General features: G+C 38.9%; 32 protein-coding genes, 1 tRNA gene and 3 pseudogenes. 21 read left to right on the forward strand and 15 right to left on the reverse strand.

Going from position 1 to position 23,830, the window contains the following annotated elements; genetic code table 11:
* Window positions 1-67 precede the first annotated feature (67 nt).
* From cyoE to GTU69_RS06015, 6 genes are all read right to left on the reverse strand, one after another.
* Window positions 68-946, reverse strand: coding sequence for a heme o synthase (cyoE, locus tag GTU69_RS05990; RefSeq protein ID WP_166168971.1), 879 nt, complete (start codon window positions 944-946; stop codon window positions 68-70).
* Between the two features lie 10 nt (window positions 947-956).
* Window positions 957-1,283 (reverse strand): cytochrome o ubiquinol oxidase subunit IV, encoded by a 327-nt coding sequence (locus GTU69_RS05995; protein ID WP_086197269.1) that lies wholly within the window; start codon window positions 1,281-1,283, stop codon window positions 957-959.
* Window positions 1,283-1,903: a cytochrome o ubiquinol oxidase subunit III gene (gene cyoC, locus GTU69_RS06000; RefSeq protein WP_086197270.1), complete on the reverse strand. Its 621-nt coding sequence runs from the start codon at window positions 1,901-1,903 to the stop codon at window positions 1,283-1,285. The genes GTU69_RS05995 and cyoC overlap by 1 nt, the downstream gene beginning before the upstream one ends.
* Window positions 1,904-1,907: 4 nt before the next feature.
* Entirely contained in the window at window positions 1,908-3,896 is a 1,989-nt protein-coding gene (gene cyoB, locus GTU69_RS06005) for a cytochrome o ubiquinol oxidase subunit I (protein ID WP_166168973.1), read from the reverse strand.
* 3 nt (window positions 3,897-3,899) lie between these two features.
* Window positions 3,900-4,970 (reverse strand): ubiquinol oxidase subunit II, encoded by a 1,071-nt coding sequence (cyoA, locus tag GTU69_RS06010; protein ID WP_086197272.1) that lies wholly within the window; start codon window positions 4,968-4,970, stop codon window positions 3,900-3,902.
* 318 nt (window positions 4,971-5,288) lie between these two features.
* Window positions 5,289-6,059 carry an RDD family protein gene (locus tag GTU69_RS06015; RefSeq protein WP_166168975.1) on the reverse strand — a complete coding sequence of 257 codons (771 nt, stop codon included), beginning with the start codon at window positions 6,057-6,059 and terminating at the stop codon, window positions 5,289-5,291.
* Window positions 6,060-6,265: 206 nt separating this feature from the next.
* Here GTU69_RS06015 and GTU69_RS06020 point away from each other — a divergent pair, with 206 nt between their 5' ends.
* Window positions 6,266-7,216 (forward strand): site-specific integrase, encoded by a 951-nt coding sequence (locus tag GTU69_RS06020; protein WP_166168977.1) that lies wholly within the window; start codon window positions 6,266-6,268, stop codon window positions 7,214-7,216.
* Here the strand turns inward: GTU69_RS06020 and GTU69_RS06025 are convergent.
* The 8 genes and pseudogenes from GTU69_RS06025 to GTU69_RS06060 all read right to left on the reverse strand — a co-directional run bounded on the left by GTU69_RS06025 (window position 7,191) and on the right by GTU69_RS06060 (window position 9,997).
* Window positions 7,191-7,442: a hypothetical protein gene (locus GTU69_RS06025; RefSeq protein ID WP_166168979.1), complete on the reverse strand. Its 252-nt coding sequence runs from the start codon at window positions 7,440-7,442 to the stop codon at window positions 7,191-7,193. The two genes, GTU69_RS06020 and GTU69_RS06025, sit on opposite strands and share 26 nt — an antisense overlap.
* A complete protein-coding gene (locus GTU69_RS06030) occupies window positions 7,442-7,792 on the reverse strand; it encodes a hypothetical protein (protein WP_166168981.1) in 351 nt (116 codons plus the stop codon). Before GTU69_RS06030 ends, GTU69_RS06025 begins: the two co-directional genes overlap by 1 nt.
* On the reverse strand, window positions 7,789-8,004 hold the full coding sequence (locus GTU69_RS06035; RefSeq protein ID WP_166168983.1) for a hypothetical protein: 216 nt from the start codon (window positions 8,002-8,004) through the stop codon (window positions 7,789-7,791). The genes GTU69_RS06030 and GTU69_RS06035 overlap by 4 nt, the downstream gene beginning before the upstream one ends.
* Window positions 7,997-8,224, reverse strand: coding sequence for a hypothetical protein (locus GTU69_RS06040; protein WP_166168985.1), 228 nt, complete (start codon window positions 8,222-8,224; stop codon window positions 7,997-7,999). The genes GTU69_RS06035 and GTU69_RS06040 overlap by 8 nt, the downstream gene beginning before the upstream one ends.
* On the reverse strand, window positions 8,217-8,678 hold the full coding sequence (locus GTU69_RS17130; RefSeq protein ID WP_240921595.1) for a hypothetical protein: 462 nt from the start codon (window positions 8,676-8,678) through the stop codon (window positions 8,217-8,219). Before GTU69_RS17130 ends, GTU69_RS06040 begins: the two co-directional genes overlap by 8 nt.
* Window positions 8,679-8,694: 16 nt before the next feature.
* Window positions 8,695-8,955, reverse strand: a pseudogene (locus tag GTU69_RS06050) (hypothetical protein); the annotation flags it as partial.
* A 20-nt stretch (window positions 8,956-8,975) separates the two neighbouring features.
* The gene (locus tag GTU69_RS06055) at window positions 8,976-9,746 is read right to left on the reverse strand and encodes a hypothetical protein (RefSeq protein ID WP_166168987.1); all 771 of its coding nucleotides are present in this window, start codon (window positions 9,744-9,746) and stop codon (window positions 8,976-8,978) included.
* 11 nt (window positions 9,747-9,757) lie between these two features.
* Complete coding sequence (locus GTU69_RS06060; protein ID WP_166168989.1) at window positions 9,758-9,997, reverse strand: hypothetical protein; 240 nt, start codon at window positions 9,995-9,997, stop codon at window positions 9,758-9,760.
* Window positions 9,998-10,051: 54 nt separating this feature from the next.
* Here GTU69_RS06060 and GTU69_RS06065 point away from each other — a divergent pair, with 54 nt between their 5' ends.
* The 18 genes and pseudogenes from GTU69_RS06065 (at window position 10,052) to GTU69_RS06150 (ending at window position 18,948) form a co-directional block, all read left to right on the forward strand.
* Window positions 10,052-10,606 carry a hypothetical protein gene (locus tag GTU69_RS06065; protein ID WP_166168991.1) on the forward strand — a complete coding sequence of 185 codons (555 nt, stop codon included), beginning with the start codon at window positions 10,052-10,054 and terminating at the stop codon, window positions 10,604-10,606.
* Between the two features lie 115 nt (window positions 10,607-10,721).
* Window positions 10,722-10,976 (forward strand): hypothetical protein, encoded by a 255-nt coding sequence (locus GTU69_RS06070; RefSeq protein WP_166168993.1) that lies wholly within the window; start codon window positions 10,722-10,724, stop codon window positions 10,974-10,976.
* A 103-nt stretch (window positions 10,977-11,079) separates the two neighbouring features.
* Window positions 11,080-11,298, forward strand: a complete 219-nt coding sequence (locus GTU69_RS06075; RefSeq protein ID WP_166168995.1) for a hypothetical protein — start codon at window positions 11,080-11,082, stop codon at window positions 11,296-11,298.
* Between the two features lie 91 nt (window positions 11,299-11,389).
* Window positions 11,390-11,629: a hypothetical protein gene (locus GTU69_RS06080; RefSeq protein WP_166168997.1), complete on the forward strand. Its 240-nt coding sequence runs from the start codon at window positions 11,390-11,392 to the stop codon at window positions 11,627-11,629.
* 99 nt (window positions 11,630-11,728) lie between these two features.
* Window positions 11,729-12,058 (forward strand): hypothetical protein, encoded by a 330-nt coding sequence (locus GTU69_RS06085; RefSeq protein ID WP_143222733.1) that lies wholly within the window; start codon window positions 11,729-11,731, stop codon window positions 12,056-12,058.
* An 89-nt stretch (window positions 12,059-12,147) separates the two neighbouring features.
* Window positions 12,148-12,612 carry a hypothetical protein gene (locus GTU69_RS06090; RefSeq protein WP_086197414.1) on the forward strand — a complete coding sequence of 155 codons (465 nt, stop codon included), beginning with the start codon at window positions 12,148-12,150 and terminating at the stop codon, window positions 12,610-12,612.
* Window positions 12,613-13,240: 628 nt separating this feature from the next.
* Window positions 13,241-13,528 (forward strand): hypothetical protein, encoded by a 288-nt coding sequence (locus GTU69_RS06095; protein ID WP_166168999.1) that lies wholly within the window; start codon window positions 13,241-13,243, stop codon window positions 13,526-13,528.
* Between the two features lie 98 nt (window positions 13,529-13,626).
* Window positions 13,627-13,703 (forward strand) — tRNA-Met (locus GTU69_RS06100).
* A gap of 267 nt (window positions 13,704-13,970) precedes the next feature.
* Complete coding sequence (locus tag GTU69_RS06105) at window positions 13,971-14,216, forward strand: hypothetical protein (protein WP_086197412.1); 246 nt, start codon at window positions 13,971-13,973, stop codon at window positions 14,214-14,216.
* 951 nt (window positions 14,217-15,167) lie between these two features.
* Window positions 15,168-15,380, forward strand: a pseudogene (locus GTU69_RS06110) (hypothetical protein); the annotation flags it as partial.
* A gap of 683 nt (window positions 15,381-16,063) precedes the next feature.
* On the forward strand, window positions 16,064-16,252 hold the full coding sequence (locus GTU69_RS06115; RefSeq protein WP_086197411.1) for a type II toxin-antitoxin system HicA family toxin: 189 nt from the start codon (window positions 16,064-16,066) through the stop codon (window positions 16,250-16,252).
* Between the two features lie 2 nt (window positions 16,253-16,254).
* The gene (locus GTU69_RS06120; protein ID WP_086197410.1) at window positions 16,255-16,641 is read left to right on the forward strand and encodes a type II toxin-antitoxin system HicB family antitoxin; all 387 of its coding nucleotides are present in this window, start codon (window positions 16,255-16,257) and stop codon (window positions 16,639-16,641) included.
* Between the two features lie 127 nt (window positions 16,642-16,768).
* A complete protein-coding gene (locus GTU69_RS06125; protein WP_166169001.1) occupies window positions 16,769-16,966 on the forward strand; it encodes a hypothetical protein in 198 nt (65 codons plus the stop codon).
* Window positions 16,967-17,005: 39 nt separating this feature from the next.
* Window positions 17,006-17,452 (forward strand): hypothetical protein, encoded by a 447-nt coding sequence (locus tag GTU69_RS06130; protein WP_166169003.1) that lies wholly within the window; start codon window positions 17,006-17,008, stop codon window positions 17,450-17,452.
* Window positions 17,403-17,816, forward strand: a pseudogene (locus GTU69_RS06135) (putative metallopeptidase); the annotation flags it as partial. The gene GTU69_RS06130 and the pseudogene GTU69_RS06135, both read left to right, overlap by 50 nt.
* Entirely contained in the window at window positions 17,809-18,213 is a 405-nt protein-coding gene (locus GTU69_RS06140) for a hypothetical protein (RefSeq protein WP_240921596.1), read from the forward strand. The pseudogene GTU69_RS06135 and the gene GTU69_RS06140, both read left to right, overlap by 8 nt.
* A gap of 187 nt (window positions 18,214-18,400) precedes the next feature.
* A complete protein-coding gene (locus GTU69_RS06145; protein ID WP_166169005.1) occupies window positions 18,401-18,589 on the forward strand; it encodes a hypothetical protein in 189 nt (62 codons plus the stop codon).
* A gap of 182 nt (window positions 18,590-18,771) precedes the next feature.
* A complete protein-coding gene (locus tag GTU69_RS06150; RefSeq protein ID WP_166169007.1) occupies window positions 18,772-18,948 on the forward strand; it encodes a hypothetical protein in 177 nt (58 codons plus the stop codon).
* 678 nt (window positions 18,949-19,626) lie between these two features.
* On the opposite strand, the gene ppsA is transcribed toward GTU69_RS06150, so the two are convergent.
* Complete coding sequence (gene ppsA / locus GTU69_RS06160) at window positions 19,627-22,005, reverse strand: phosphoenolpyruvate synthase (protein WP_166169011.1); 2,379 nt, start codon at window positions 22,003-22,005, stop codon at window positions 19,627-19,629.
* Window positions 22,006-22,158: 153 nt separating this feature from the next.
* Between ppsA and GTU69_RS06165 the strand changes: the two genes are divergently transcribed.
* Complete coding sequence (locus tag GTU69_RS06165) at window positions 22,159-22,995, forward strand: pyruvate, water dikinase regulatory protein (protein WP_086197275.1); 837 nt, start codon at window positions 22,159-22,161, stop codon at window positions 22,993-22,995.
* 140 nt (window positions 22,996-23,135) lie between these two features.
* Entirely contained in the window at window positions 23,136-23,822 is a 687-nt protein-coding gene (locus GTU69_RS06170; RefSeq protein WP_166169013.1) for a hypothetical protein, read from the forward strand.
* Window positions 23,823-23,830: the final 8 nt, after the last annotated feature.

Genomic DNA, 23,830 nt, shown 5'->3' on the forward strand with positions numbered 1-23,830 from the left:
AAGTATAACGAGAAGGGGGTAAAGTGTATGACATATCTAATTAAAAGATAGAGCAGGACTCTATCTTTTAAAAAAATATGATGGGTAATTGTGGGGCTGTTGAAGTGAAACTAAACAACAGGCTGATGACCGTGATTAATTTGACAGAGAACATAAAATATTGCTTTGCCCATAACTGATCATTTTCAGCTTTAAAGCCCTGAATACTCAAATACACCCAGTACAGACACAAAAGGTTCAGTACAACCACATAAATCCAATTTGTATAACCATAAACAAATAATCCATTCATGGTGATACAGAACAATACAACGTAAATAAGAGACTCGATCTTGGTACGATGAATTGAACGCGCTACAGGTAAAATTGGAATCCCTGCATTTTTGTAATCTTCAAAGCGGTAAACTGCAATTCCCCAGGAATGAGGCATTTGCCAAAGTGCATACCCAAGAAAAATAAGTAAAGCACCCATGTCAAACTGATTTGCAACAGCGGTATAACCAATTACAGGTGGAGCCGCACCAGAAATACTGCCGACAATGGTTTGATGGATTGTTGTCCGTTTTGTCCATAAGCTGTAAAAACCAACATATACAACAAAACCAATAACAGCAAATAAAAAAGCGTACTGATTGACCCAAAACCACAAAATGCTAAAACCAGCGAATCCAAGTACCAGGGAATAAACCAAAGCAACAGGAACGGAAACTGATTTTTTAACCATCGCACGATTTTGCGTACGTTGCATCTTTTGGTCGATGTCTTGGTCAATGATGTTATTGACTACACAACCTGATGCTACAACTAGAGTGGTACCGAGAAGGGTAATGAGAAGAAGAAGGAAATCTACAGAACCTTGGGCAGCTACAAAGTAGCCACCCAAAGTGGTAACGAAGTTACCAAAGAGAATTCCTGGTTTAGTCAGGAATAAATACTTTTTCAGCATGACAACCAGTTTAGATCATCATGTTGTAGTGAAGGTAGTTCATGATCCATACAGAACCAACCAAAAGGATGGCAATGGTCAGAATCGTATAAACGAATGCAATAACGTTCCAGCGTTGCTCTGAAGAAGAGTTCATGTGCAGGAAATAAATTAACTGTACAAGAATCTGAGCAACTGCAGTAATTGCAATCACGGTAATCAAGATACCGCGGCCAAAACCACCAGCCATCACCATTCCGAAAGGAATGATGGTTAGGATGATAGATAGGATAAAGCCAACTGTATATTGTTTAACGTTACCGTGTGCTGCACCAGCTGAATTGTGATCGTGACTCATTAGAGAACTCCCATCAAATAAACTACGCTGAATACACAGATCCAAACGATGTCAAGGAAGTGCCAGAACAAGCTTAAGCATGCAAGACGACGCGTGTTTGGAAGAGTCAAACCATATTTCTTGATTTGAACCATTAACACGATCATCCATACCAAGCCGGAAGTTACGTGAATACCGTGTGTACCTACTAGCGTAAAGAACGAAGATAAGAATGCACTTGTGCTAGGGCCATGACCTGCATGAACTAAATGATTGAACTCATATAATTCCATGCCGATGAACGAAGCACCAAATACCCAAGTAATTGCAAGCCAAGTCAAAACTTTAGATACGTCTTTCTTGTAGGCAGCAAGAACAGCAAAGCCGAACGTTACAGACGAAATCAAGAGGGCGAAAGTTTCAGTTAATACAAAACTGAGAGATTCACCAAAAAGATCTCGTGCACTTGGAGTACCAACTGGAACGTGACTGCTTAATACAGCAAACGCGATGAAGAGTGTACCGAATAGGATCAAGTCACTCATCAAGTAAGACCAGAAACCAAAGACCGTGATGTCAGTATCATCATGATGATGATGTTCATCGTGTCCGTGGTTATCGTGATGAAGTACTTCAGCCATAGTCTTAGTCCTTCTTCAAGTGTTTTTCAAGTTGTGCATAACGTTCGTTTTCGATGCGTTCAACTTCAGCAGCTGGAACATAGTAATCCACTTTCTTGGTGAAAGAAGACACGATGAAGCTAATGATCGCAGAAACGAATGTAATCGCTACTAACCACCAGATGTGCCAGATTAAAGCAAAGCCCATAACAGTAATGAACATCGCGATAACAAAACCAGCCGCACGGTTGGTTGGCATATGAATGTCTTCATACTTGGTTGGTTTAGTGTATGCAATACCGTTTTCTTTGTCAGTCCAGAAAGTATCAATACCGTTGATCTTTGGAAGATAGGCAAAGTTATAGAACGGGGCTGGAGAAGAAGTAGACCATTCAAGCGTACGGCCATCCCAAATGTCGCCAGTAACGTCCATGTTTTTCTCGCGTTGCAAGAAACCCACCACGATTTGCATAACGAAACATGCAATACCCAGTGCAATAAGAACTGCACCAACCAAAGCAATGTTTACATATGGATCCCATTCAGGGTTGTCAAATGTATTCAAACGACGAGTCATACCCATGAAACCAAGGATATAAAGTGGCATGAACGCAAAATAGAAACCGATGAACCAGAACCAGAATGCTGCTTTACCCCAAGCTTCATTTAACTGCCAGCCAAACATTTTTGGCCAGTAGAAGATGATACCTGCGAACATCGCAAACACTACACCACCAATAATTACGTTATGGAAGTGAGCGATCAGGAATAAAGAGTTGTGTACCAGGAAGTCCGCTGGTGGAACTGCCATTAATACGCCTGTTAAACCACCGATACCGAAAGTCACAAGGAAGCCAAGTGTCCAAAGCATTGGTGTTGTATAGGTAATGCGGCCCTTGTACATGGTGAATAACCAAGAGAAGATTTTTACACCAGTCGGGATCGCAATAATCATGGTCATGATACCAAAGAACGCGTTAACGTTGGCACCTGCACCCATAGTAAAGAAGTGGTGAACCCAAACAATAAGTGATAACACACCGATTGCTATAGTTGCGTACACCATTGATTTGTAACCGAACAATGCTTTACGGCAGAACACGGCAGTAACTTCTGAGTAAATACCAAAAGCTGGTAATACCAAGATATATACTTCCGGGTGACCCCAAGTCCAGATCAAGTTTACATATAACATTGGGCTACCACCCAAGTCATTTGTAAAGAAGTGGAAGTCAAAGTAACGGTCAAGTGACAACATTGCAATAGTCGCAGTTAATACTGGGAATGTCGCAATGATAAGTACAACAGTAACTAAAGATGTCCAGGTAAAAATAGGCATATCCATAAGGGTCATGCCAGGCGCGCGCATTTTAATGATGGTAACGAAGAAGTTAACACCAGTTAAAAGTGTACCCAAGCCTGAAATCTGCAGTGCCCAAATGTAGTAGTCTACACCTACGCCAGGAGAATATTCGATACCTGATAGAGGAGGATAAGCCATCCAACCTGTTGCAGCGAATTCACCTAAAGCAAGAGAAGCCATTACCAGACCGGCAGCGCCAGCGAATAGCCAGAAGCTTAAAGAGTTTAATAGCGGGAAGGCAACATCACGTGCACCAATTTGAAGTGGTACAGAAATGTTCATCAAACCAACCACAAGACCCATCGCTACGAAGAAGATCATGATTACGCCATGCGCAGTAAAGATCTGATCGTAATGTTCTGGGTGCAAGTAACCTTCACCACCACCTTTTGCAAGGAACTGTTGAAGACGCATCATGATCGCATCGGCAAAACCACGCAGCAGCATGACAATCGACACGATGATATACATGATACCAATTTTTTTATGGTCTACAGATGTGAACCATTCGTTCCACAAATAGCCCCATTTTTTGAAATAGGTGATACCTGCAAACAGTGCAAGACCGCCTAGGACCATCATGGCAACTGTCACCAGCACGATTGGATCGTGAGGGATTGCATCCGGACCTAACTTACCTAAGAAGCTCATGTCTTATTCCTCTACAGAAGCAGTCGCATGTTCAACATTTGCATGAGCTTCAGAAGCAGCAGCTTCATGACCAGCAGCGGCTGAGTGATCAGCACCGTGGTAATTACTCATGTATTTGTTAATCACAGATTCGAACAGTTTAGGTTCTACTGAAGAATAATAAGTCACTGGGTGTGGCTTAGTCGGATAAGGCTTCAACGCTTCAGCAGCAGCCTTCTCTTCAGGAGTTTGCGCTTTCGCAACGATTGCTTCGATTTGGTGCTTAGAGCGGTTACCGTCACGTAAGGTTGCAAATTCAGCTTGATCTAAAACTGTTTTTTGAACAGCTTGAGGATTAATGGTATTACCATTACCCGCTTTAACTGCAGCAACCCATTCAGCAAACTGAGCATCAGTCACAGAGTGTGCACGGAAACGCATTTGCGAGAAACCATAACCTGAATAGTTAGAAGAGAAACCGCGGAAGCCTTCAGCAGGACTGGTTTCATTTGCCAAGAAGTTCAGGTGAGTTTGCATACCCGCCATAGCATAAATCTGACCAGACAATGCAGGGATGAAGAACGAGTTCATTGTGAAGTTAGAAGTTAAACGCAGGCTAACCGGAGTTTTTTCTGGGAAACGAATTTCGTTAACAGTCGCAATGTTTTGTTCTGGATAGATAAAAATCCATTTAAACTGTTCAGCAATAACCTGAACATTTAAAGGTGCTTTATCTGATTCTAGCGGACGGTATGGGTCATACTTGTGGGAACCCCACCAAGTTAACCAAGCTAAAATACCAATAATAATAACAGGAACACCCCAGACTACAATTTCAATTGCAGTAGAGTGTGCCCATGTCGGTTTATAGTCTGCATCTTTATTCGACGCGCGATATTTCCATCCGAACCATAATGCCATAATCGCTGATGGAATAACCACCAATAGCATTAAGTAAATCGCAGTCAACATGAGGTTTGATTGACCTTCAGCAACTGGACCTTTGGAGTTCAGAAGTACTAAATCACCACCACACCCAGTCAAGAGTGCAGCCATCGCAGATAAAGACAATACAGCTAAAATTGTTTGTCTCATTTTACAACCTCGGTGAAGAGTCCCATTCCCTAATTTAATATGGGATAGCGATTAAAGTGTCGCATGATTGGAAATGTTTATTTTTCACTTAGAAAACCTAAGCATAGTAAAGCCTTCCCAATCATGAGGCACCGCTACGTTGTAGGGCATTATGCCTGATATCGACAAACTAAGCTATATGTAAAGTGGCTTTAAATATCTGTTATAAAAACTGATTTTTTTACTCGGAATTAAGCTTTAATTATATGATTTTTATTTTAATATCAATATTCTGCGGAAAAACAGGGATATAAAAACAATCCCTGTCTAATTATATGCTTATTGTTTAACCACTTTGGTTTTTGCTAACTTATCATGTAAGGTCTGGCGCTTTTCGCCCAGTGCAAAAACATGATCAATAATTGTAATAAATGGCATAAATAGCAAATTTAAAACGATAAAAATAAAGCTACGTAAAGTGAAAGCACGCATCAGGCTGACTTTTTCACCATTGTCGGCATCTACAATTTTAATTTTGGTCAGTTTTTTACCGATGCTTTGCCCGGATTTTGCCAACATAAATGCCTGTATACCTAGCATAATAATGAGGTAAATAAACATGGTCTGCCAGGCTTCAGAAGGTATAAGGGTAAATAATTCCTGTTGCAATTGCATGGCTTGAGTGGAAGTCTCGGCCGATTGCATTTTTTGCTGAATCTCGGATAACTGGTTAAATTGCTCCGGTTTTAGGAAAAATGACGGAATTGCGGCTGCAGGTAGCCAGAGTAGCAAGTCAATGATTTTTGCCAAAATACGGGTTGGAATTGCAGCCAACTCCTGTCGGGCAGTTGCTTTTTTTTCCACCTGAACTTTACGAATAGCTGAATTCTGTACAGGGCTAGGTTCTGGAAAAGCCGCAGGTGAGATATAGCCTTCAGGTGTATATACAAGTTTACCTTGGGTTAATTCACCTAAAGCCTTCCATTCGGTCATACCTTGATGCCAGGCCAAATCTGTTAGCAGCACTTGTTGGCTAGCGAGCATTTGGTTCAACTGCTCTAAGGTGTATGGACCAGCTTGTTGATTATTTCTCGCCAAGTAAATTTGCATAAAACTCAATTCTCAAAATAAATCTAAAGTACAAAAAATCGCAGAAGAAAAAAAAAGACCCACGAGTGGGCGATAATACTTTAAAAGCATTACAGCTTAAATAAAACATATTACAAAGCTCTTGGTTTTTCACTGGATTTCTAACTGGTTTGATAATAAATTTAAACCGTTTTAAAAATTTAGTGCAACAAGAGTGCAACAAGCCCATGGCAACCTTTCAAAAACGTAACGGTCGCATTACTGCAACAGTACGAATCAAGCCACACAAACCAAAGTCTAAAACCTTTGATACTTTACGTGATGCAAAGAAGTGGGCCCAAGAAACCGAAGTTGAACTCAAAAATGAAAAACAATTGATATTCGATCATGTCATCTTAAAAGATGCAATGGAAGAATACCGCGACACTATCTCTATAAAGAAAAGGGGTGCCGACAGGGAAATTAGCCGTATTAACTATATATTAAAACACATGCGTTGCGACATTCCATTAATAAATGTAGATAAAGAGTTTTTAGTGAACTGGCGTGAGTGGCGTTTGGAGAATGTTTCGTCAGGTACAGCACGCAGAGATTTTGTTTTGCTGGCTGGCTTTTTTACCTGGTGTGTTGAGACCAAGTTATGGCTTAGGCGAAATCCGGTACGTGATGTGCAAATGCCAAAAGATTCAGATCACCGTGAACGTGTCATATCTCAAGATGAAATTGATAAGTTATGTGAATACCTTTCACCGGATCTTAAAGACATCTTCTTATTGGCCATTGAAACAGGAATGCGTCAGGCTGAAATCTGTGGGATGACTTGGGATCGAGTGTATTTAGAAAAGCGATATGTAAAACTACTAATTACAAAAAATGGCAGGCCACGTGAAGTGCCATTAAGCCAAAAAGCAGTAGATATATTATCAGGCCGTCAAAAGAAAAAATCAGGCTCTGTTTTTAATTTATCGCCACTTGCTGCCAGCACTGAGTTTATGAAAGCTCGCATTAGTGCTGAGTTATATGGCTTCACATTCCATGATTCTCGCCATACAGCAGCCACTAGGATTGCTCTCAAATTACCACTTCTTGACTTATGCAAGATGTTTGGGTGGAGCAACCCTAAACGTGCCATGACTTATTACAATCCCACTGCTAGTGAGATTGCATCGCGTCTTTAACTGCCCTAAGAGAGTATTTCCCCCGAATGTTTTTGAGTTTAGCTTTTGTTTCAAGCTTCTTAAATAAATGTCGCGTTAAACCTGGGATACGCTCACAAAGCTGTGTCACGTTTAATAGCTCATCATTTTGACATTGTAATGCTTGTGTAATTGCATTTGACGTCTCTTGACGAATCAATTCACGTAAATCAGCCAAAGGAATCGTTACAATTTCAATAGCTCCCATCAATCTACCTCCAATCTTTTACACGCTTCGATTTCTGCATCCGTGGCATGACGAATCTGAAAATCTAAGCGGCCATAAAATAAGTCATCATTTCCTTGTAAGTGATATAAACGCATTGGTTTACCAATTACTTTAAAGATTGTGTCGTAGTCATCTATATCAGTCATAACCACCAAATCACCAGCTTCATAAATATTGTGCTGGCGGCGGTATTCAAGTAATGCTTTTTTTAGTTGCTGTGACTCATATTCAGAAGAATGACTATAATAAACTTGGTTTATAGCTTCTCTCATATCATCGTAATGCTTTCTAGCCTTCTCATACCCGCCTAACTGTTCAATTAAGTTCATGACACCTCTCCCAAGCTCAATACCACACTAAACGGCAATTTCATATCTACATTTTGCTGTTCATTACGACTAGTGAAACCAACAAGGCTGTGATAGATAACATTGATACTTTCAGAATTAAGTTCCATCTTTGCACCAGTACCACTGATGACATAAGGTGCCAATGCTTCGGTTAGGTCCTTTGCGACTTCAACCATTTCTTCGTCAGTCATTGTCTGGCTCCTCTAAATCTGTAAGGGCGTCATCTGGATCGGTATCAGTTAGTTCGATTTGAGCCATGCATGCGAGCTTCCACATTAGTCTTTCTGTTGGGTGTGTAGAATCGTACAAATTTCCGTGCTTATCACGCTCATGCACATAGCCCATTTCCTTATAAAAGTCCTCAGCAAGCGCATGAGTCTGATCAACAATTTCTTGTGAAGATCTAGTCATTGGCTGGCTCCTGTGCTTCGAGCGTGGAATCTTTGGAATCAAGCTTAATCATTGACAATACAAGGCAATGTGCTTGCTCCAATTGAGTCATTCCGGTTTTTATATAACAACCGTCTTTAGACACATCAAAAACATGACAATCAAATTCATCGTCAAAACTACAATTTATTGAGTACCCATTTGAATAAGTAAGTGTGTCACCATCAAATAAACCAAACCCTTCCGGCACCGCTTTGGCTTTGGCTCGCTTCGCACGCAACCACATAACCCAACCAGTATTCAAAACTTCAAAAGCGAGCTCTTTGTCTTCATCGTCGACAAATTCACTTTTGATTTCGTAATCACCAGTGTTTTCATTGAAATTGAAAAACGGCAGAAGGTGAGAGTGAATAAACTCAGCTTCAAATAACGGTTTTTCTAAAGCCCATTGAGCTTGTTTTTCTTGAATATCCATCATGCTACCTCGCTTAAATAGATGGGCCGTAAGTGTTGATTGTATAAACATCTTGCCCTTCACGAACATCATCCAGAGTAAGTGGCTTGGTGAAGGTAATACCAGCCAACTCCATAGTTTCAACTTTGATGCAAAACTCATAGCCTGGTTTAGCAAAGATGTTGGCAGGGAACTGATCGATATCATCAAATTCGATCAATTCACCAATAGCGCGACACATGATATTCCGACCAGCCATCATTGCTGCAAAAGCTTCATTACTATTTAAAATATTCATATTCTTATCCCTATGTTTAATTAATGATGAAGCTGGCTAGGCTGGTTATTTTGTTGCTGCGATCGACTTTGAGTTGGCCAACCCATCTGATCGGCTCGAGCACGGCAAGCATTGGTGATACCTGCCTCATACGTGGTGCCTTTAAATCTTTCAGCTGCTGCTTTAAGAATGCCTTTGTCTTTAGCATCTTTAATTGCAACTAAAGCATCGTTGTAAAGCTGTGCCTGGGTACGTTTTGGCTTTTGCTGAGCATTTGGTTGTTGTTGAGTCGGTTGCTGATTATTCTGAGGTTGCTGTGGTGGGGCAGTCTGTTGGTTCTGACCGTTATAATGTGCTGCTGCCATTTCCTGATATTTCCAGTCATCCCAAATTCCTGAGAAAATATCTCCAGCAAAACCGATAAAACTAAGTGCTTTCACCATGGCATCAGTCACGGACTTTTTGGGAGCATCTTCGTCATACACCATTTTCCCGGCATTGGTTTTATACATAGCCATTGTTCCGCCCATGTGTTCAACAGAACATTTCTTGCCATCCTGCATATACCAAACGCGGACAGTAGCGTAATGCATCATGGTTTCGGCATTACATTGCTGGAAACCCTGTTGAACAATTTCAATGCCCCATCCCAAGCCACATGGTCCAAAGGTTTCTGTCGCACGTTGCACTAACCAGTAGGGTTGAGGGGATGAACCTTTATAAGATTTCCCGGTAATAGGTTTAACTTTTTTCGGATCAGTAATAGAAACTGATGCCCATAGATCCATATTTGAATTATTAGAAGTTGTCATGAAATTTCCCCTTAATGCACAGCACGATGGGATTTAGCCCATTTTTTATATTCGTCAGATTTGAAGTGGCCAGTATTTTCTAGAATCTGGTTACGCTCAGCATTCCGTTTTGCGTTCCGTGCAGTGATTAATGCTTTGATTAACCAATCTGCTGCCGTGCTTTTTTCTACAAGTGAGAGATTGCCTTGAAACTCTTTGTAGATAATGAAGCCATCCAGGTTGATACCACTGCGACCACTAGGCTTAAGCACATAGACACGCGGGTTAGCGGTTCAGCAGATAGAGAAGATGGTTGGAGATTTGGGATGAATGCAGTGGCTGAAAAAACAGAAAAACTTTCTAATATTGAATGGTTGGGGCAACAACTACGTGCCAAGACAGCAAATTACGAAGCAGGGATTCCAAGCACTGGTGAAACACCTATCAACTGGGAAGATCGTTGTGGAGCTATTGCAAGCCTGCCAAACAAAGAAACCAAAGCTTATGCATCAATTTTGGTGTGGGGTGATCTTCGAGATAATACACAGCAATATAAGGACTTAACGGACTACATTGCTGAGTACTTGTGGCGAATGGTTCAGGATGAACTTGATAAACAACGTGAAACTTTCAACATGGTAACTTTCTGTCAGCATGTTGCACGTATGGAGTTGTTTTATAGCCTGCGTCCACATTTGCGTGAATACCACACATTGAAAGGCCGTTTGGTGTTTTCGGGAATTAATTACATCGAACCTAATACCTACTCAAAACGATATGCTTGGCTGGGTAACGCCGTCGAACTATTGTTAAAAGAATTGCAAAATGAAATTGAAACCTATGTTGGAAACTACCGCTCAAAATTAAAGAAGGCTAGCTGATTGACATCCTAAATGGATATAAGCTATAGTTTTTCTATACTGGTCGTATTACTGTTCAACCGAGACCAACACTTTAAAAGCTCGCCAAATGGTGGGCTTTTTTGTAGGGAAAATAATGTTTAAAAAAAATTCTCCTGTTATTTTTATAATTATCACTGTTGTTGGGGGTATCTGGTATTACGTTACTGGAGATAACTTAATTTTGGCCCGCAAGCCAAATCGAATAGACTCAGCATGTTATGGGGTTGATGTTCCTGAATCGATAAAATATACCAGGGCTGAGTTATTTTGCTCGTGTGTCCATGCTGGTGGGCATGTAAGCAAGGAAGAAAATTATAAATATTGTTTAAATAAATTTACTGATAACTAATCTATAAAATCCAAGCCAAGCTTTGTCAAAGTAAAACTTAGACCACCATCTAGGTGGTTTTTTATTTGTACTATAGTCTGTTCCAGATAAATAGGGCAGTAGCATGAATATTTGTATCGGTGGTGATTTAGACGGTCAAGCTTTTGACTTTGATAAAGGCTACTTCAAAGCTGATGAGATAGAAGACGGTAAAACTTCAGAATATCGTAGGCAGAAATATATTATTGGCAATGATTTGTATCGCTTTTGGCTCGAAACTGATTTGGGTCTAGGTGATGCCACAGAACAAGTAGAATTAATACTGCGAAAGCCAAAGAATTGAATTTAAGAGCTCATCAAAAGGTGGGCTTTTTGACATTGTTTGTTTATATTAATAAAGGATAATGACTTTTTATTTTTGAGATTTAATTGAGATGGCAATTCTAACTGTCAAGAAATTAGATGATACTCTGAGTGAGTTAGCAGTTAATGGCAAAAAACCTGAAAAGATTTTGTTAGGTTATAAAGCATATGCCGACCTAATGAATGATCGCGGATTTTTTGAAGAAGTAGCAGGCTCAGCAATGGATCCAAACAAACGAAAATATAAGAATATTAAGATTAAGGTTACCCAAGACGAATACCAGCTTGAAGTGAAGTGTTCAAAAGAATAGATTTGTATAGCAACGAAAGCTCGCCAAATGGTGGGCTTTTTTGCATTTATAATCTTTCAAAATTGGAACGAGCTGCAAATACACTTTTTGTACATCGTAATGAGAAGTATTGATTTATCTTTGATGGGTGACGTTAACCAGTTGGACATTGTTATGGTCCAGGAGATATTTGACTTTATTTATGATGAAGCTCTAAAGGAGTATGAGCCATCAAAATATGACATAGTCAATAAGTTAAATTTTTTTTTAATAGCGCTGCGATTATTTGCAGAGCTCAGGGATGAAGATGCTTACATTGAAATGAATACTTTGACTCTCATATTCAAATATAGGCTTAAATCTACATGTTATTGGGTATTTGATGTACCTGAAATAGAGGATAAAAAGCAGTTCATTGAGTATCTGTCTTCTGAATTAAATAAATTGTGATGACAGTTCAAAACTCAGTAAAACTTAAAGAATATGCGTCCCTTTATCTTAGGGTTCTAGTATCTTTCCCATGTAAACGAGTATGAGTCATGGGTCTAATTCTTCTCCTTATTGTTATCTTAATAACAGCTTTTGTAATGGTAAACCCTTTCCAACAAAAGTCTGGTGGAAAGTTTAAAGAAATGACTAAAAATAAGTTTGGTCATAAAGTTTCCAGTGCAATAGACTTTCAGCACCCCATAATTGAGATAGTTGGCCCTCAGCTTGATCATTCTGTCAGTAAAGTTGTCAATGCTCTTTTGATCATGGATACCACAAACACAGAATATACCTATGCAATTATGGTGATTGTTGGTGGTATTCAAGTAGGTTATCTAAGTGACGAAGATGCTGAAAAATTTCTCAAAATTTTAAACGATAAGCATCTATATGAAGATACTGGAATTGAAGTAAAAGCGCTTATTTATGGGGATTGGGGCAATGCTGATCAAATTGCAAATTTTAAAATAAATTTAAATCTCCCTAAAAATTTTGAAGATTCAGAAATCACATAATTAGATTGCTAAAGAGGCCTCCATTGGGAGGTTTTTTTAATGCCAGGAGAAAAGTATTTTAAAACCCATTTTCTATAGTTTGCTGATTAGCTAAAGCCTGTTTGAGTAAACACGTTTAGACTCCTCGAAAGAGGGTACAACCCATGCAGTTCATCGAGCATGAATAGGATATGCAGGAAAGTGAATACAGAGTTGGAATGGATACACATGATATGTGTATCCATCTGATACAGATGGGACCTCACCGAAAGTTAGGCTTTTTATTTAACTTATACTTCAAATGTATTTATTTACATTCTGTACAAAAAACAATCTAGATGGGGTTGAAAGGCTACAAATCCAAATGATAGTTTTGATGTATACCAAAATCATTAAGCATTTGAGGTGAGTAATGAAATTATGGAATCTGCTTGGTCTAAGCGTAGCAAAAAGCTATTGTCAAAAAGTTATAAAAAAAAACTCGGTATTCGAAAGCTGACTTTGATGAAATTGTCAGAAAAGCATTATTAAAAGATTTTGCCAACTATAAAATTGATTAACATTTACCAAATGAATAAGCTCATCGAAAGGTGGGCTTTTTTATTGTTTAAAATGGTATAGTGGAAATATCATTTAAGTACTTAGCTCCATGTCTGAATCCTACAAATACATTTATACTCAAATTAGTATATTTGGTTCATTACCTACATATAAGGTTTTTTTAGATAGTGTTGAGAGAAAAGTAAAATATATTTTTGCCGATAATACATTTATTTATGGAACTATTTCTGATTGGGCTCTTAGTCATTCAGGTCTTGATTCAAGAAAATCATCCTGGTCGGATGAACCTAAATCATTTTTAGAGAGTGAAAAAAATAGATTGCGTAAGTATAGAGACTTACATCCAGCTTTTATTACTAAAACGAATAATGGTTAGATTTAGATACTTATTGATGCCGGATATGCTGTAAGTATTTATTTTTAAAATAAAGTTTGCTTTGATGCTGCTTATGACGTATAAAGCTAACTCGTTGATGCGGGATGGAGCAGTCTGGTAGCTCGTCGGGCTCATAACCCGAAGGTCGTTGGTTCAAATCCAGCTCCCGCTACCAACGAAAAAGATTCAAAGTTTATATACCCACTTATCTCAATTTGTGGGTATTTTTTTGCTCATCGAAAGGTGGCTTATTTTGTTCAAAATTCAGTATTGACACCAATTAAATTTTGAAGAAAATAAGCACCACCAGCGCATGGATGCTTTGGGTAATTTCGATTGACAGCTCGGAAAAGACGGCAAAACCTCAGAAAGCTCACATAGTGGGCTTTCTTATTTGTCATAATCCTTTGCTATTCTTTAGAAAAAATACTGAGCCGTTGTTATGAGTGCATTAACTAAAGATGAATTACAGTCGTTATTGGCAATGGTGATGCACGAAAATGAAGAATTAAAGGAAGAAAACCGAAAGTTATTGTTAATGGTTGCTGATTCTGCTGAGCAAATAAAGAAGGCTACTTATATTACTGAAGAGTATCAGCGAATGTTTAATGAGATTACTGAAGCGCTTCGGACTCGTTATCCTGCAGAGTTTAAATTTGTTGAAGATATTCCAAAACACCTAAGTTAATTCATATAAAAAATCTAAGCTCGGTCATTGATCGGGCTTTTTTGTTGTCTAGTGTTTTTGATACACAAATGAATTTGTCTCTCAAAATAACCCAAAAAGGAGAATCAAAATGCCAGTATTTGCTTAAGCAGCTTTTGAGCTAGTTAGATCGCACGAAAGACGATACAACCCATGCAGTTCATCGAGCATGAATAGGATATGCAGGAAAGTGAAATCAGAGTTGGGAGTGATGCCCCGCCATACATTGATAATGAAACCGAAAATTGATTAGTACTGTGCCTATTCAGTGGCAATCACAGTAGGGAGTAGCGGTAGATCAGTTGCCGAGCTGGTTAATATCGTAATCTGAGGCAATGGGTACACATGATGATATGTGTATCCATTTTTTATGAGCTTATAAGTTACTGAAATGGCAAACCAAAGTACATCATGCTTATAAATTTGCTAATAGAATGGGTTTTAACTAAATTACGCCCACTGTTATGAGGCAGTACTTATACATCTTGAATCAGCGCAAAATGATACAGATGGGGCTCACCGAAAGGTGGGCTTTTTATTTAATACACATAAATTTACCTGACATACAAAAAACTATCGAAACGTGCTTGGAGTGTAATGAATAGAGGTGATAGTTATATATGCTTGCATTTCTGATTGGTTGAGGTGAAAGATGAAACTATTAACTTTGATTGGTACAGGTGTGGTAGCCGGATATTGTTATAAAAAGCTTAAAGATAAGAAGAATTCAAAAAACAATAATTATCATTATATGAAGGGGGATACTAAGTATTCATAATGCAGATGGGATTGTTTGTGCCCTGAGAAATGTCATGTGTAAGCAATATCAGGGCACCCAGATTTTTTTGATCACAAATTTATATAAAAAATTAACAACACATAAAGATGGCACTTCTATAATTCTTTGGAAAAAAATAAAAAGAGTTATTGGAAATGTCTAAAATTTTTATATTAAAAGAAGTAAAAGCTATAAGTCGTTGCGGTATGAAGATAGTGGTAGAGCAGGTATTTGAAAAGGTTTTCAATGAATATGGAAGAAACCCTATATGTGTGCCTTTACCCCAAATAGTGATTAATGAAAATGTGATTAGTTTAGATGGTGAAAACACTTTTATTCATCCTGGAACAAAGAAAAAGTTCAGGGTAACAAGAGAGGAAGTAATGTTTAAATCAAAATTGCCATACCTTAAAAAGAAAAATAACCCAAAGTAGACAAGTGAAAACAGTTCCTGTGCATTCTCTATACTTTGTTGTTAATTTTTTAGTGCTATCTTATTTTTGCGAAAACAAGAAAACGCAAATAAAACGAAGAAAATGACTACAGCACCGGCCCACTTATTTGAAGGAGTAAGTGGGCTTTTAATTGCCTGAAAGTTACCTATCAGCTTTCATCTTTAATGTTAATAAATAATTAATTAAGTTATTCTAATAATTTGATTTAATTATCATTATTTTAATTTTTGGTATATTTTGCCACTGAAAAATACTTAAATGGTGTAGAAAATAACCAACAGAAACAGCTGTAGTTTCTGAATGACCTACTCCATGGTCAGTGTTTATAAGCCCACCAATGTTCTCGAGGTGGGCTTTTTTTTGTCAGGAGAAACTAGATGCTCCAATTCCTACGCAAATTATTTTGTATACATGCATTTGATTACGAGTCAGACATATTTGCCGAGGTCGAATGTCGTAAGTGTGGTAAAACAAAACCTGAGTGATTTCTCCATTGCCGAACGTATTACGGCATATAAAACCCCGCTACATACTAGATATTGGCGGGGTTTTTCTTTTCTATTCCCTATTAAAATAATGTTGTGTATAATTACACAATGAACAGCAAAGACATTATTAAGCGTCTAGAGCAGGAAGGCTGGTACAAGGTTGGCGGCAAAGGCGACCATGAAAAGTACAAGCATCCCGATAAACCCGGTCATGTTGTGGTTCCACATCCACGTAAAGATATGCCGATAGGTACTCTACGCAATATATATAAACAGGCTGGTTGGGAATGGAGGTAAATATGTTATATCCGGTATATGTTCATAAAGATGAAGATACTGCTTACGGTTTAACTTTCCCTGACTTTGAAGGATGTTTTAGTGGTGCGGATGAAATGCAAGAAATCCAGCGCATGGCACAGGAAGCGGTTGAGGTTCACTTTGATGGTGAAGATATTCCGTTGCCTGCACCATCAAGCCCAGAGCAATGGTTAGGTGATGAACGATTTGAAGGTGGTTTTTGGCTGTTAATTGATATTGATACAACAAAGGTAAATACGAAGTCTGTTCGTATTAATGTCAGTATGCCAGAAGCTTTAGTTAAGCGTATTGATGCAGTTGCGAAGAAGCAGCATTTAAGTCGTTCAGCATTTTTAGCAAAAAGTGCGGAAATGGCATTGCATCAGTAAAAGTAAATAATTTCATATACCCAGCCTGAGTGCTGGGTTTTCTTTTATTGAAAAGTAAAGCAAGTATTTCATGTAGCATAAAATAAGGTAATATTTTGATCACTTAAAATAAAAAATGGGATGTGATATGTTTTTACAACATAATGAATATTTAATTAATATTAATAATATCAATTATATAAAATCTAAAATTGGGAAAACCCAAGTGACAGTAGTCTTCGAAGGTGAGCTTACAAATTCTGATACTGGATATCATTTAAGTCTAAAATTTGAAAGTGAAGAAGAAAAAGATAAATTTCTTGAACAGATAAAAAAGATAAAATAACAAAGCCTCCTCAGGGAGGTTTTTTAATGGGTACAATTTATGGAACTGGACGCATACAAAGCCCTGACTGATAAGAAATCCATCAAAAAGAAACCACGTACCAGACCATTACCCAAAGCCGGTGAAAAATACTTAGAAGCATTCGAGCGATTGAAAGAAATTCTTGATCGCATGGAAATCAAGTATGAAGAGTATTTTCATTTTAAAAGCACCAAACACTGGCGTTTTGATTTGCACCTTATTGAATATCGCATGTTGATTGAAATTGCTGGTGGCCCTTGGTCAGGTGGACGAAAAGGCAAACTGGCCACAAAAGCATGGAGTATTGACCGGTACGACCATGCTGAAGAAATGGGATATCGGTATATGCGCTTTGAAACCGGTGATATCAATATGGGAAGAGCTACCAAGTGGCTTAGAAATTTAAAGGCATCTTATGGAACAGTTCAGACCATTCCCGCCAACGGATCTGATGGATCAGGCTGAGGAAGAAGAAGCGATTCGTTTGGCACCGGCACCAGAGCTTAAAGAATGGGTTGTCAAAAACTGGCTGACTTTGGGCGGTGAACTTCACAACCCGGATCATGATCATATTGCTGAGTTACTTCACGATAATGAAGAGTTCCTTGCATTCGCTTGGGCATCATCTGCCGCCGTAGCTAAAAAACGTATGGTGCTAGGCCAATGTGAAAAAGTGATGTTTAACCAGGGTGGATGGAAGAAGGCACGCCAGGAACAACAGATGCGGGACTGGTTCGGTTTCGTACCTCAATATTTGATTACGATAGACGCAGCATTCTGTGAGCAAGCTTCAGATCGTGAGTTCTGTCGGCTCATTGAGCATGAGCTATGCTGAATCAGCATGCGATGCGCGTGTGGCCAAAGCAATTAAGCCTTATCGAGATTCGATAGTAAAAGCCAAAGAGCAGAAAGCTATTACTGAAAAAGCTTGGTCAGATAAATATATTGAGGTAGAACAAAATGCAATTAAAAAAATACAAGATGCGAATGCTGCCGCTCGTAGTGCTGACCTGGCTGCTAGTGGGTTGTCAAAGCAACTCAGTGAAGCCAACAAACGCCTGTCCACAGCTCCCAAAGAAACCATTATTGAGTACACCGTTACCAACAATGAGTTACTCGAAGCATGCACAGCAGAATATCGAAGCATGGCAGAAAAAGCAGATGGCCACGCAATTGATGTTGAAAGATTAAGTAACATTTGGCCAGAAAAAGACCTATTTAAATGAGAGTTTTAAGTAATGATTGTTAATGAGATTTGAATAATTTTATTAAGGATCAGTCTGCTCCATCTGTAGTTACTTACATTAACGTAAATTGATACAGATGGAGTCTTGGGTAATTATAGATTTAAAGAGTAGTTTGATAAAGCTGCTACAAAGCAGCGTATTCCAAAACTATAGGATGGAAATTGAAATGGCTAATCAACAACAAGGTCAACAGGACCAACAAAAACAGCAACCAAACCAACAACAGGACAAACAGAATCAGCAAAACCAGCAACAGCAACCAAATCAACAGCAACCAAACCAAGGGCAGGATCAACAAAAGCAACACCAGCAACAGCAAAGTGATCAGCAGAAACAGCAGCGACCAAATCCATAAGTTTAATAGAATTCATAATAGGCTTGCTCAACAAAGAAATATAAATGGCCTACAAGAATGAAATAAAATATTTACTAACCCTGACTTTTTAAATCAGGGTTTTTTCAAAGTAACTTTATAGAAATTTCTTCATTTTTAATTTCTTCTATTTATTCTCATTAATCTGCAATTGGAGAACAATTATGAGTATGACCCCAAAAGATAGAAATATTATTATTGCTGTAATAGCGGCGATTGTAGTAATCGCAATAATTCTATATTTCGTTTATGAGAGAGACTCAAATAAAATGGGAGGAGTGAGTGAAACGCAAAGCAATTCATTAAATACCCTTAAGAGTAAAATAATTTCCAATGTATGAATTAAAAGGACTGGGTTGTATAGATACAGAACTCAGTCCTTAAAGGTCGATTAATCAAAAAAATTAGCTTTTTGTGGTAGATCAAAGCGAAGGTATTCTTATTTAATTATCTTAGACCAACTACATTCCTTATAGATGGATTACTATTTTTTATAGTGTATTCAATGCAGAAGTTGAGCCATGGTTTCAGTTTTATTCCACTCAATAATAAAAATAGGGATCTTGAGCTATCCTAGCCTCCTTATTGCAGTCCTTGCACTCAATACTCTCAATCGAGTAGCACCCATTACTTTGCTTGCCTTCTGCAGCAGCGATAATAAAAAAGTGTTTAGTGGCATTAAAACTATAGTCATCCTGTGCCCCACAAACAGAGCACTTAATAATTTTTCTATCGCAGTAAATATGCGGCTTTTCCATTCTTTATCCTTATTATCAAGAGTGTTTTGAATTAGTGCTAAATTTAAAATCTGTCAACCAAGTTTTATTGCTGATTTTAAGTTTTGTCAACTAACTTGCAGAAATGCGCAAGTTGGCATATTTCACAAATTTAAGGAGAGTTTGGCTTCCAAAATTCTTGTTTTTCGGATGGGGTGCAACAAAAGTGCAACTTATTTATTTAACTTATTGTTTAATAGATATAAAAAAGACCCACGAGTGGGTCTTTTTTAACATGTTTTATTACGCTTGTTGAGCTTTTTCTTCTGCAAGGAAGAACCAGGTGTCTAAAACAGAGTCTGGGTTTAAAGAAACAGACTCAATACCTTGTTCCATCAACCATTTAGCCAAGTCAGGGTGATCAGAAGGACCTTGACCACAAATACCTACATATTTGCCTGCTTTACGGCATGCATGAATCGCCATAGAAAGAAGTGCTTTAACCGCTGGGTCACGTTCATCAAACAGGTGAGAAACGATACCAGAGTCACGGTCAAGACCCAATGTTAACTGAGTCAGGTCGTTAGAACCGATTGAGAAACCATCGAAGTGCTCAAGGAACTGTTCAGCTAACAATGCGTTGGTTGGTAATTCGCACATCATGATCACTTTCAGACCATTCTCGCCACGTTTCAGACCATTCAATGCCAATAATTCAATGACACGTTTCGCTTCGTTTACTGTACGTACGAATGGAATCATGATTTGAATGTTGGTTAAGCCCATTTCGTCACGAACTTTTTTCAATGCACGGCATTCAAGTTCGAAGCAATCACGGAAGTTGTCAGAAACGTAGCGGCTTGCACCACGGAAACCAAGCATTGGGTTTTCTTCTTCTGGTTCGTATAACTTACCACCGATCAGGTTGGCATATTCGTTTGACTTAAAGTCAGACATACGCACGATCACTGGTTTGTCAGCGAATGCAGCAGCAAGGGTAGAAATACCTTCAACCAGTTTCTCTACATAGAACTCGATTGGAGAAGCGTAACCTGCAGTACGTGCCATTACAGCAGCGCGAGTTTCGCGTGGAAGGCTGTCAATGTTGAGCAATGCTTTAGGATGCACGCCAATCATACGGTTGATGATGAATTCAAGACGTGCCAGACCAATACCTGCGTTTGGAATTTGTGCGAAGTCAAATGCACGGTCAGGGTTACCTACGTTCATCATGACTTTAAATGGAAGCGCAGGCATAGATTCGATAGAGTTACGTTGAACTTCGAAATCTAAAGCACCTTCATAGATAAAGCCTGTGTCACCTTCGGCACAAGAAACAGTTACTTCTTGACCATCGGTCAGAACTTCAGTTGCGTTACCACAACCTACAATCGCTGGAACACCAAGTTCACGTGCAATGATGGCAGCGTGACAAGTACGGCCACCACGGTTGGTTACAATAGCAGCAGCACGTTTCATCACTGGTTCCCAATCCGGGTCAGTCATGTCAGATACAAGTACGTCACCGTCTTGTACTTTATCCATCTCTTTAATCGAAGTGACGATGCGGACTTTACCAGAACCGATACGTTGACCAATTGAACGGCCTTCACAAACCACAGTACCTTTTTGTTTAAGCAGGTAGCGTTCCATTGTGCCGACATTTTCACGGCTTTTTACGGTTTCTGGACGTGCCTGAACGATATAAAGCTGACCGTCATCACCATCTTTGGCCCATTCGATGTCCATTGGGGCACCGTAATGTTCTTCAATGATCAAGGCTTGTTTTGCAAGTTCTTGCAGCTCATGATCATTTAAGGCAAATTGTTGACGCTCTTGTTTTTCAACGTCGACGACAACCACAGATTTACCTGCAGCGCCTTCTTCACCATAAATCATTTTTTGGTGTTTAGAACCAAGGTTGCGACGCAGGATTGAATGTTTGCCGTTTTTAAGAAGTGGTTTAGAAATATAAAATTCGTCAGGGTTTACTGCACCTTGAACAACCATTTCACCCAAGCCATAAGAAGCGGTAATAAATACTGCATCACGGAAACCAGATTCTGTATCCAGTGTGAACATTACACCAGCAGCACCAGTTTCAGAGCGGACCATACGTTGCACGCCAGCCGACAACGCTACGATGTCATGAGCAAAGTTTTGGTGTACACGGTAAGAAATTGCGCGATCGTTATAAAGTGAAGCAAATACTTCCTTAATGGCTACAAGAACGTTGTCGATGCCACGGATGTTCAGGAAGGTTTCTTGTTGTCCTGCAAATGATGCATCTGGCAAGTCTTCTGCTGTTGCAGATGAACGAACGGCAACCGCGATGTCAGGGTTGCCGTTTGAAAGAGCAGCGAAAGATTCGCGAATTTCCTTTTCAAGTTCTGCTGTAAGCGGAGTTTCGACAATCCATTGACGGATTTTTGCGCCAGTTTCTGCTAGAGCTTTTACGTCATCAACATTAAGCGCTGTAAGCTCGGCGTTGATTTTAGCGTTTAGGCCACTTTGCTCGAGAAATTCACGATACGCAGCAGCTGTGGTTGCAAAACCACCCGGTACTGATACACCAGCATTAGACAAATGGCTGATCATTTCACCCAGTGATGAGTTTTTCCCACCAACGAGTTCAACGTCGTGTTTCCCTAATTTTTCTAGACCAATTACGCGCGCTTCCAAAGTTGTTACTCCACTTATGCAGTATTAATCACTATCTTGGCATGAAATTATAACAAATCGCCCAGCTTTTTGATTTACTCGGCGACAGTCATGTAAGATCGGTTTACTATAAAGATTTTACAGCACTTAGACAAATATTTAAGGAGAATTTTAATGTCAGAAGGTAAACAGATTAAGCGCAGTGTGTTTTTTATCTCCGATGGGACTGCAATTACTGCTGAAACCCTTGGACACTCACTGTTAGCACAGTTTCCTCATGTAGATTTTGACATTCATATTATTCCTTATATTTCTTCAGAAGAAGCTGCGATGAATGTGGTAGCTGAAATCAACCAGCGTGCCGATCAAGATGGGCAACAACCTTTGGTGTTTGATACCTTGGTAGACCCGTATGTGCGTGATATTATCAATACCGCAAATGCAGTAAATCTTGATGTTTTTGAAGGTCTTATTGGTAAATTGTCTGAGGTGCTGGGTACTGCGCCTACAACTTTAGTCGGACAAACCCATGCTGTAACAGATTCTGAGTCATATAAAGCACGTATTGATGCGGTGCATTTTGCCCTAGATAACGATGATGGCGCACGCACACGTCATTATGACAAGGCTGATCTGATACTGATTGGGGTTTCCCGTTCCGGTAAAACACCGACTTCAATTTATCTTTCATTACAGTTTGGAATTCGTGTAGCGAATTATCCGCTGACCGAAGAAGACCTGGATGACAACCGTTTACCTGCGGTGTTAAAGGCACACAAGCATAAGCTATTTGGCTTAATGATTGATGCTGAACGACTTGTAGCGATTCGTAGCGAACGTAAAGCCAATAGCCGTTATGCAAGTTTTAATCAATGCCAAATGGAACTGCGTGCCGTAGAAGGCATTTATATTTCAGAAGGCATTAAATATCTGAATGTTTCTGAAATGTCGATTGAGGAAATTTCAACCCGTGTTTTACAGATGACAGGTTTAAAACGTCGTATTGGCTAATTTAAAAATGGAGTTAAATTCAGATTTAACTCCATTTCTATAATCGAAAATATAGAGCGTAATTATATGAATAAAGTATTAAAAATAAATAAAATAACTCTTGGTTTAGTCTGATAACTGCGCATGTTTTTGCACAATCTGTGGCTGATTTTGAAACCCAAATGATCAAACAATATGATCAAAGGCGTTTAGCAGACAGTTATGAGAGTGAGGGTGTTAATCAGGATGTGGCTATAAAAGTAGTCGATTTTATTCAGAGTCATCCACAAAGTTTCCACTATAATTTTAAAAATCTAGCCAGCAAAAACATGGTTTCTATACATTATAGCCCTGATCAAAAGCTGAAATTTTATACATTTGATATTTCAGCTGGCGGTACAATGCGGGAATTCGAATCCTATGTGCAATTTAAACAGGGCAATAAAGTTGTTACTCAGGCGGTGAATGATGGAGGATTTATACGATCCATTCAGCAAACTGAGCTGAATAAAGTACCCACTTATTTTATTTCAAGTACCTATATTGGCAGCAGTTGTGTAGGGTCCTATGCTATTCAGGCGGCGAAAATTAGAAATGCGCAATATCAAGCTGTCGAGGTATTTAAAACCGGAACGAAAGCACTGAACCATATTGATGTCAGTTATGACTGTCATTATTATCCAGAAAATATCCAGCCTTTTGATATGAATCGGCACTATATTCGTGTTTCCAAAAATCTTAAAAACATCGATATTTTAGTCATTAAGCCATCAGGTGAATTAACTTCTAATTATTTGCGTTATCAAAAGGCTAAACATTATTATCAATATATTGGCATAGTAAAATAAAATGCATA

The sequence above is a fragment of the Acinetobacter sp. SA01 genome, assembly GCF_011319235.1.
In the GTDB taxonomy this organism is placed as follows: Bacteria; Pseudomonadota; Gammaproteobacteria; order Pseudomonadales; family Moraxellaceae; genus Acinetobacter.

Coding starts and splice junctions, on each gene's coding strand:
- GTU69_RS17130 (WP_240921595.1), bottom strand. CDS start 8,678: ATGGATATTCAAGAAAAACAAGCTCAATGGGCTTTAGAAAAACCGTTA.
- GTU69_RS06150 (WP_166169007.1), top strand. CDS start 18,772: ATGAGTATGACCCCAAAAGATAGAAATATTATTATTGCTGTAATAGCG.
- cyoA (WP_086197272.1), bottom strand. CDS start 4,970: ATGAGACAAACAATTTTAGCTGTATTGTCTTTATCTGCGATGGCTGCA.
- GTU69_RS06015 (WP_166168975.1), bottom strand. CDS start 6,059: ATGCAAATTTACTTGGCGAGAAATAATCAACAAGCTGGTCCATACACC.
- GTU69_RS06055 (WP_166168987.1), bottom strand. CDS start 9,746: ATGACAACTTCTAATAATTCAAATATGGATCTATGGGCATCAGTTTCT.
- GTU69_RS06020 (WP_166168977.1), top strand. CDS start 6,266: ATGGCAACCTTTCAAAAACGTAACGGTCGCATTACTGCAACAGTACGA.
- GTU69_RS06095 (WP_166168999.1), top strand. CDS start 13,241: ATGTCTGAATCCTACAAATACATTTATACTCAAATTAGTATATTTGGT.
- GTU69_RS06165 (WP_086197275.1), top strand. CDS start 22,159: ATGTCAGAAGGTAAACAGATTAAGCGCAGTGTGTTTTTTATCTCCGAT.
- GTU69_RS06030 (WP_166168981.1), bottom strand. CDS start 7,792: ATGAACTTAATTGAACAGTTAGGCGGGTATGAGAAGGCTAGAAAGCAT.
- cyoE (WP_166168971.1), bottom strand. CDS start 946: ATGCTGAAAAAGTATTTATTCCTGACTAAACCAGGAATTCTCTTTGGT.
- GTU69_RS06080 (WP_166168997.1), top strand. CDS start 11,390: ATGGCAATTCTAACTGTCAAGAAATTAGATGATACTCTGAGTGAGTTA.
- GTU69_RS06025 (WP_166168979.1), bottom strand. CDS start 7,442: ATGGGAGCTATTGAAATTGTAACGATTCCTTTGGCTGATTTACGTGAA.
- GTU69_RS05995 (WP_086197269.1), bottom strand. CDS start 1,283: ATGAGTCACGATCACAATTCAGCTGGTGCAGCACACGGTAACGTTAAA.
- GTU69_RS06070 (WP_166168993.1), top strand. CDS start 10,722: ATGTTTAAAAAAAATTCTCCTGTTATTTTTATAATTATCACTGTTGTT.
- GTU69_RS06085 (WP_143222733.1), top strand. CDS start 11,729: ATGAGAAGTATTGATTTATCTTTGATGGGTGACGTTAACCAGTTGGAC.
- GTU69_RS06065 (WP_166168991.1), top strand. CDS start 10,052: ATGAATGCAGTGGCTGAAAAAACAGAAAAACTTTCTAATATTGAATGG.
- GTU69_RS06040 (WP_166168985.1), bottom strand. CDS start 8,224: ATGACTAGATCTTCACAAGAAATTGTTGATCAGACTCATGCGCTTGCT.
- GTU69_RS06125 (WP_166169001.1), top strand. CDS start 16,769: ATGTTTTTACAACATAATGAATATTTAATTAATATTAATAATATCAAT.
- GTU69_RS06090 (WP_086197414.1), top strand. CDS start 12,148: ATGGGTCTAATTCTTCTCCTTATTGTTATCTTAATAACAGCTTTTGTA.
- GTU69_RS06105 (WP_086197412.1), top strand. CDS start 13,971: ATGAGTGCATTAACTAAAGATGAATTACAGTCGTTATTGGCAATGGTG.
- GTU69_RS06145 (WP_166169005.1), top strand. CDS start 18,401: ATGGCTAATCAACAACAAGGTCAACAGGACCAACAAAAACAGCAACCA.
- GTU69_RS06140 (WP_240921596.1), top strand. CDS start 17,809: ATGAGCTATGCTGAATCAGCATGCGATGCGCGTGTGGCCAAAGCAATT.
- GTU69_RS06115 (WP_086197411.1), top strand. CDS start 16,064: ATGAACAGCAAAGACATTATTAAGCGTCTAGAGCAGGAAGGCTGGTAC.
- GTU69_RS06120 (WP_086197410.1), top strand. CDS start 16,255: ATGTTATATCCGGTATATGTTCATAAAGATGAAGATACTGCTTACGGT.
- GTU69_RS06035 (WP_166168983.1), bottom strand. CDS start 8,004: ATGACTGACGAAGAAATGGTTGAAGTCGCAAAGGACCTAACCGAAGCA.
- cyoC (WP_086197270.1), bottom strand. CDS start 1,903: ATGGCTGAAGTACTTCATCACGATAACCACGGACACGATGAACATCAT.
- GTU69_RS06075 (WP_166168995.1), top strand. CDS start 11,080: ATGAATATTTGTATCGGTGGTGATTTAGACGGTCAAGCTTTTGACTTT.
- GTU69_RS06130 (WP_166169003.1), top strand. CDS start 17,006: ATGGAACTGGACGCATACAAAGCCCTGACTGATAAGAAATCCATCAAA.
- cyoB (WP_166168973.1), bottom strand. CDS start 3,896: ATGAGCTTCTTAGGTAAGTTAGGTCCGGATGCAATCCCTCACGATCCA.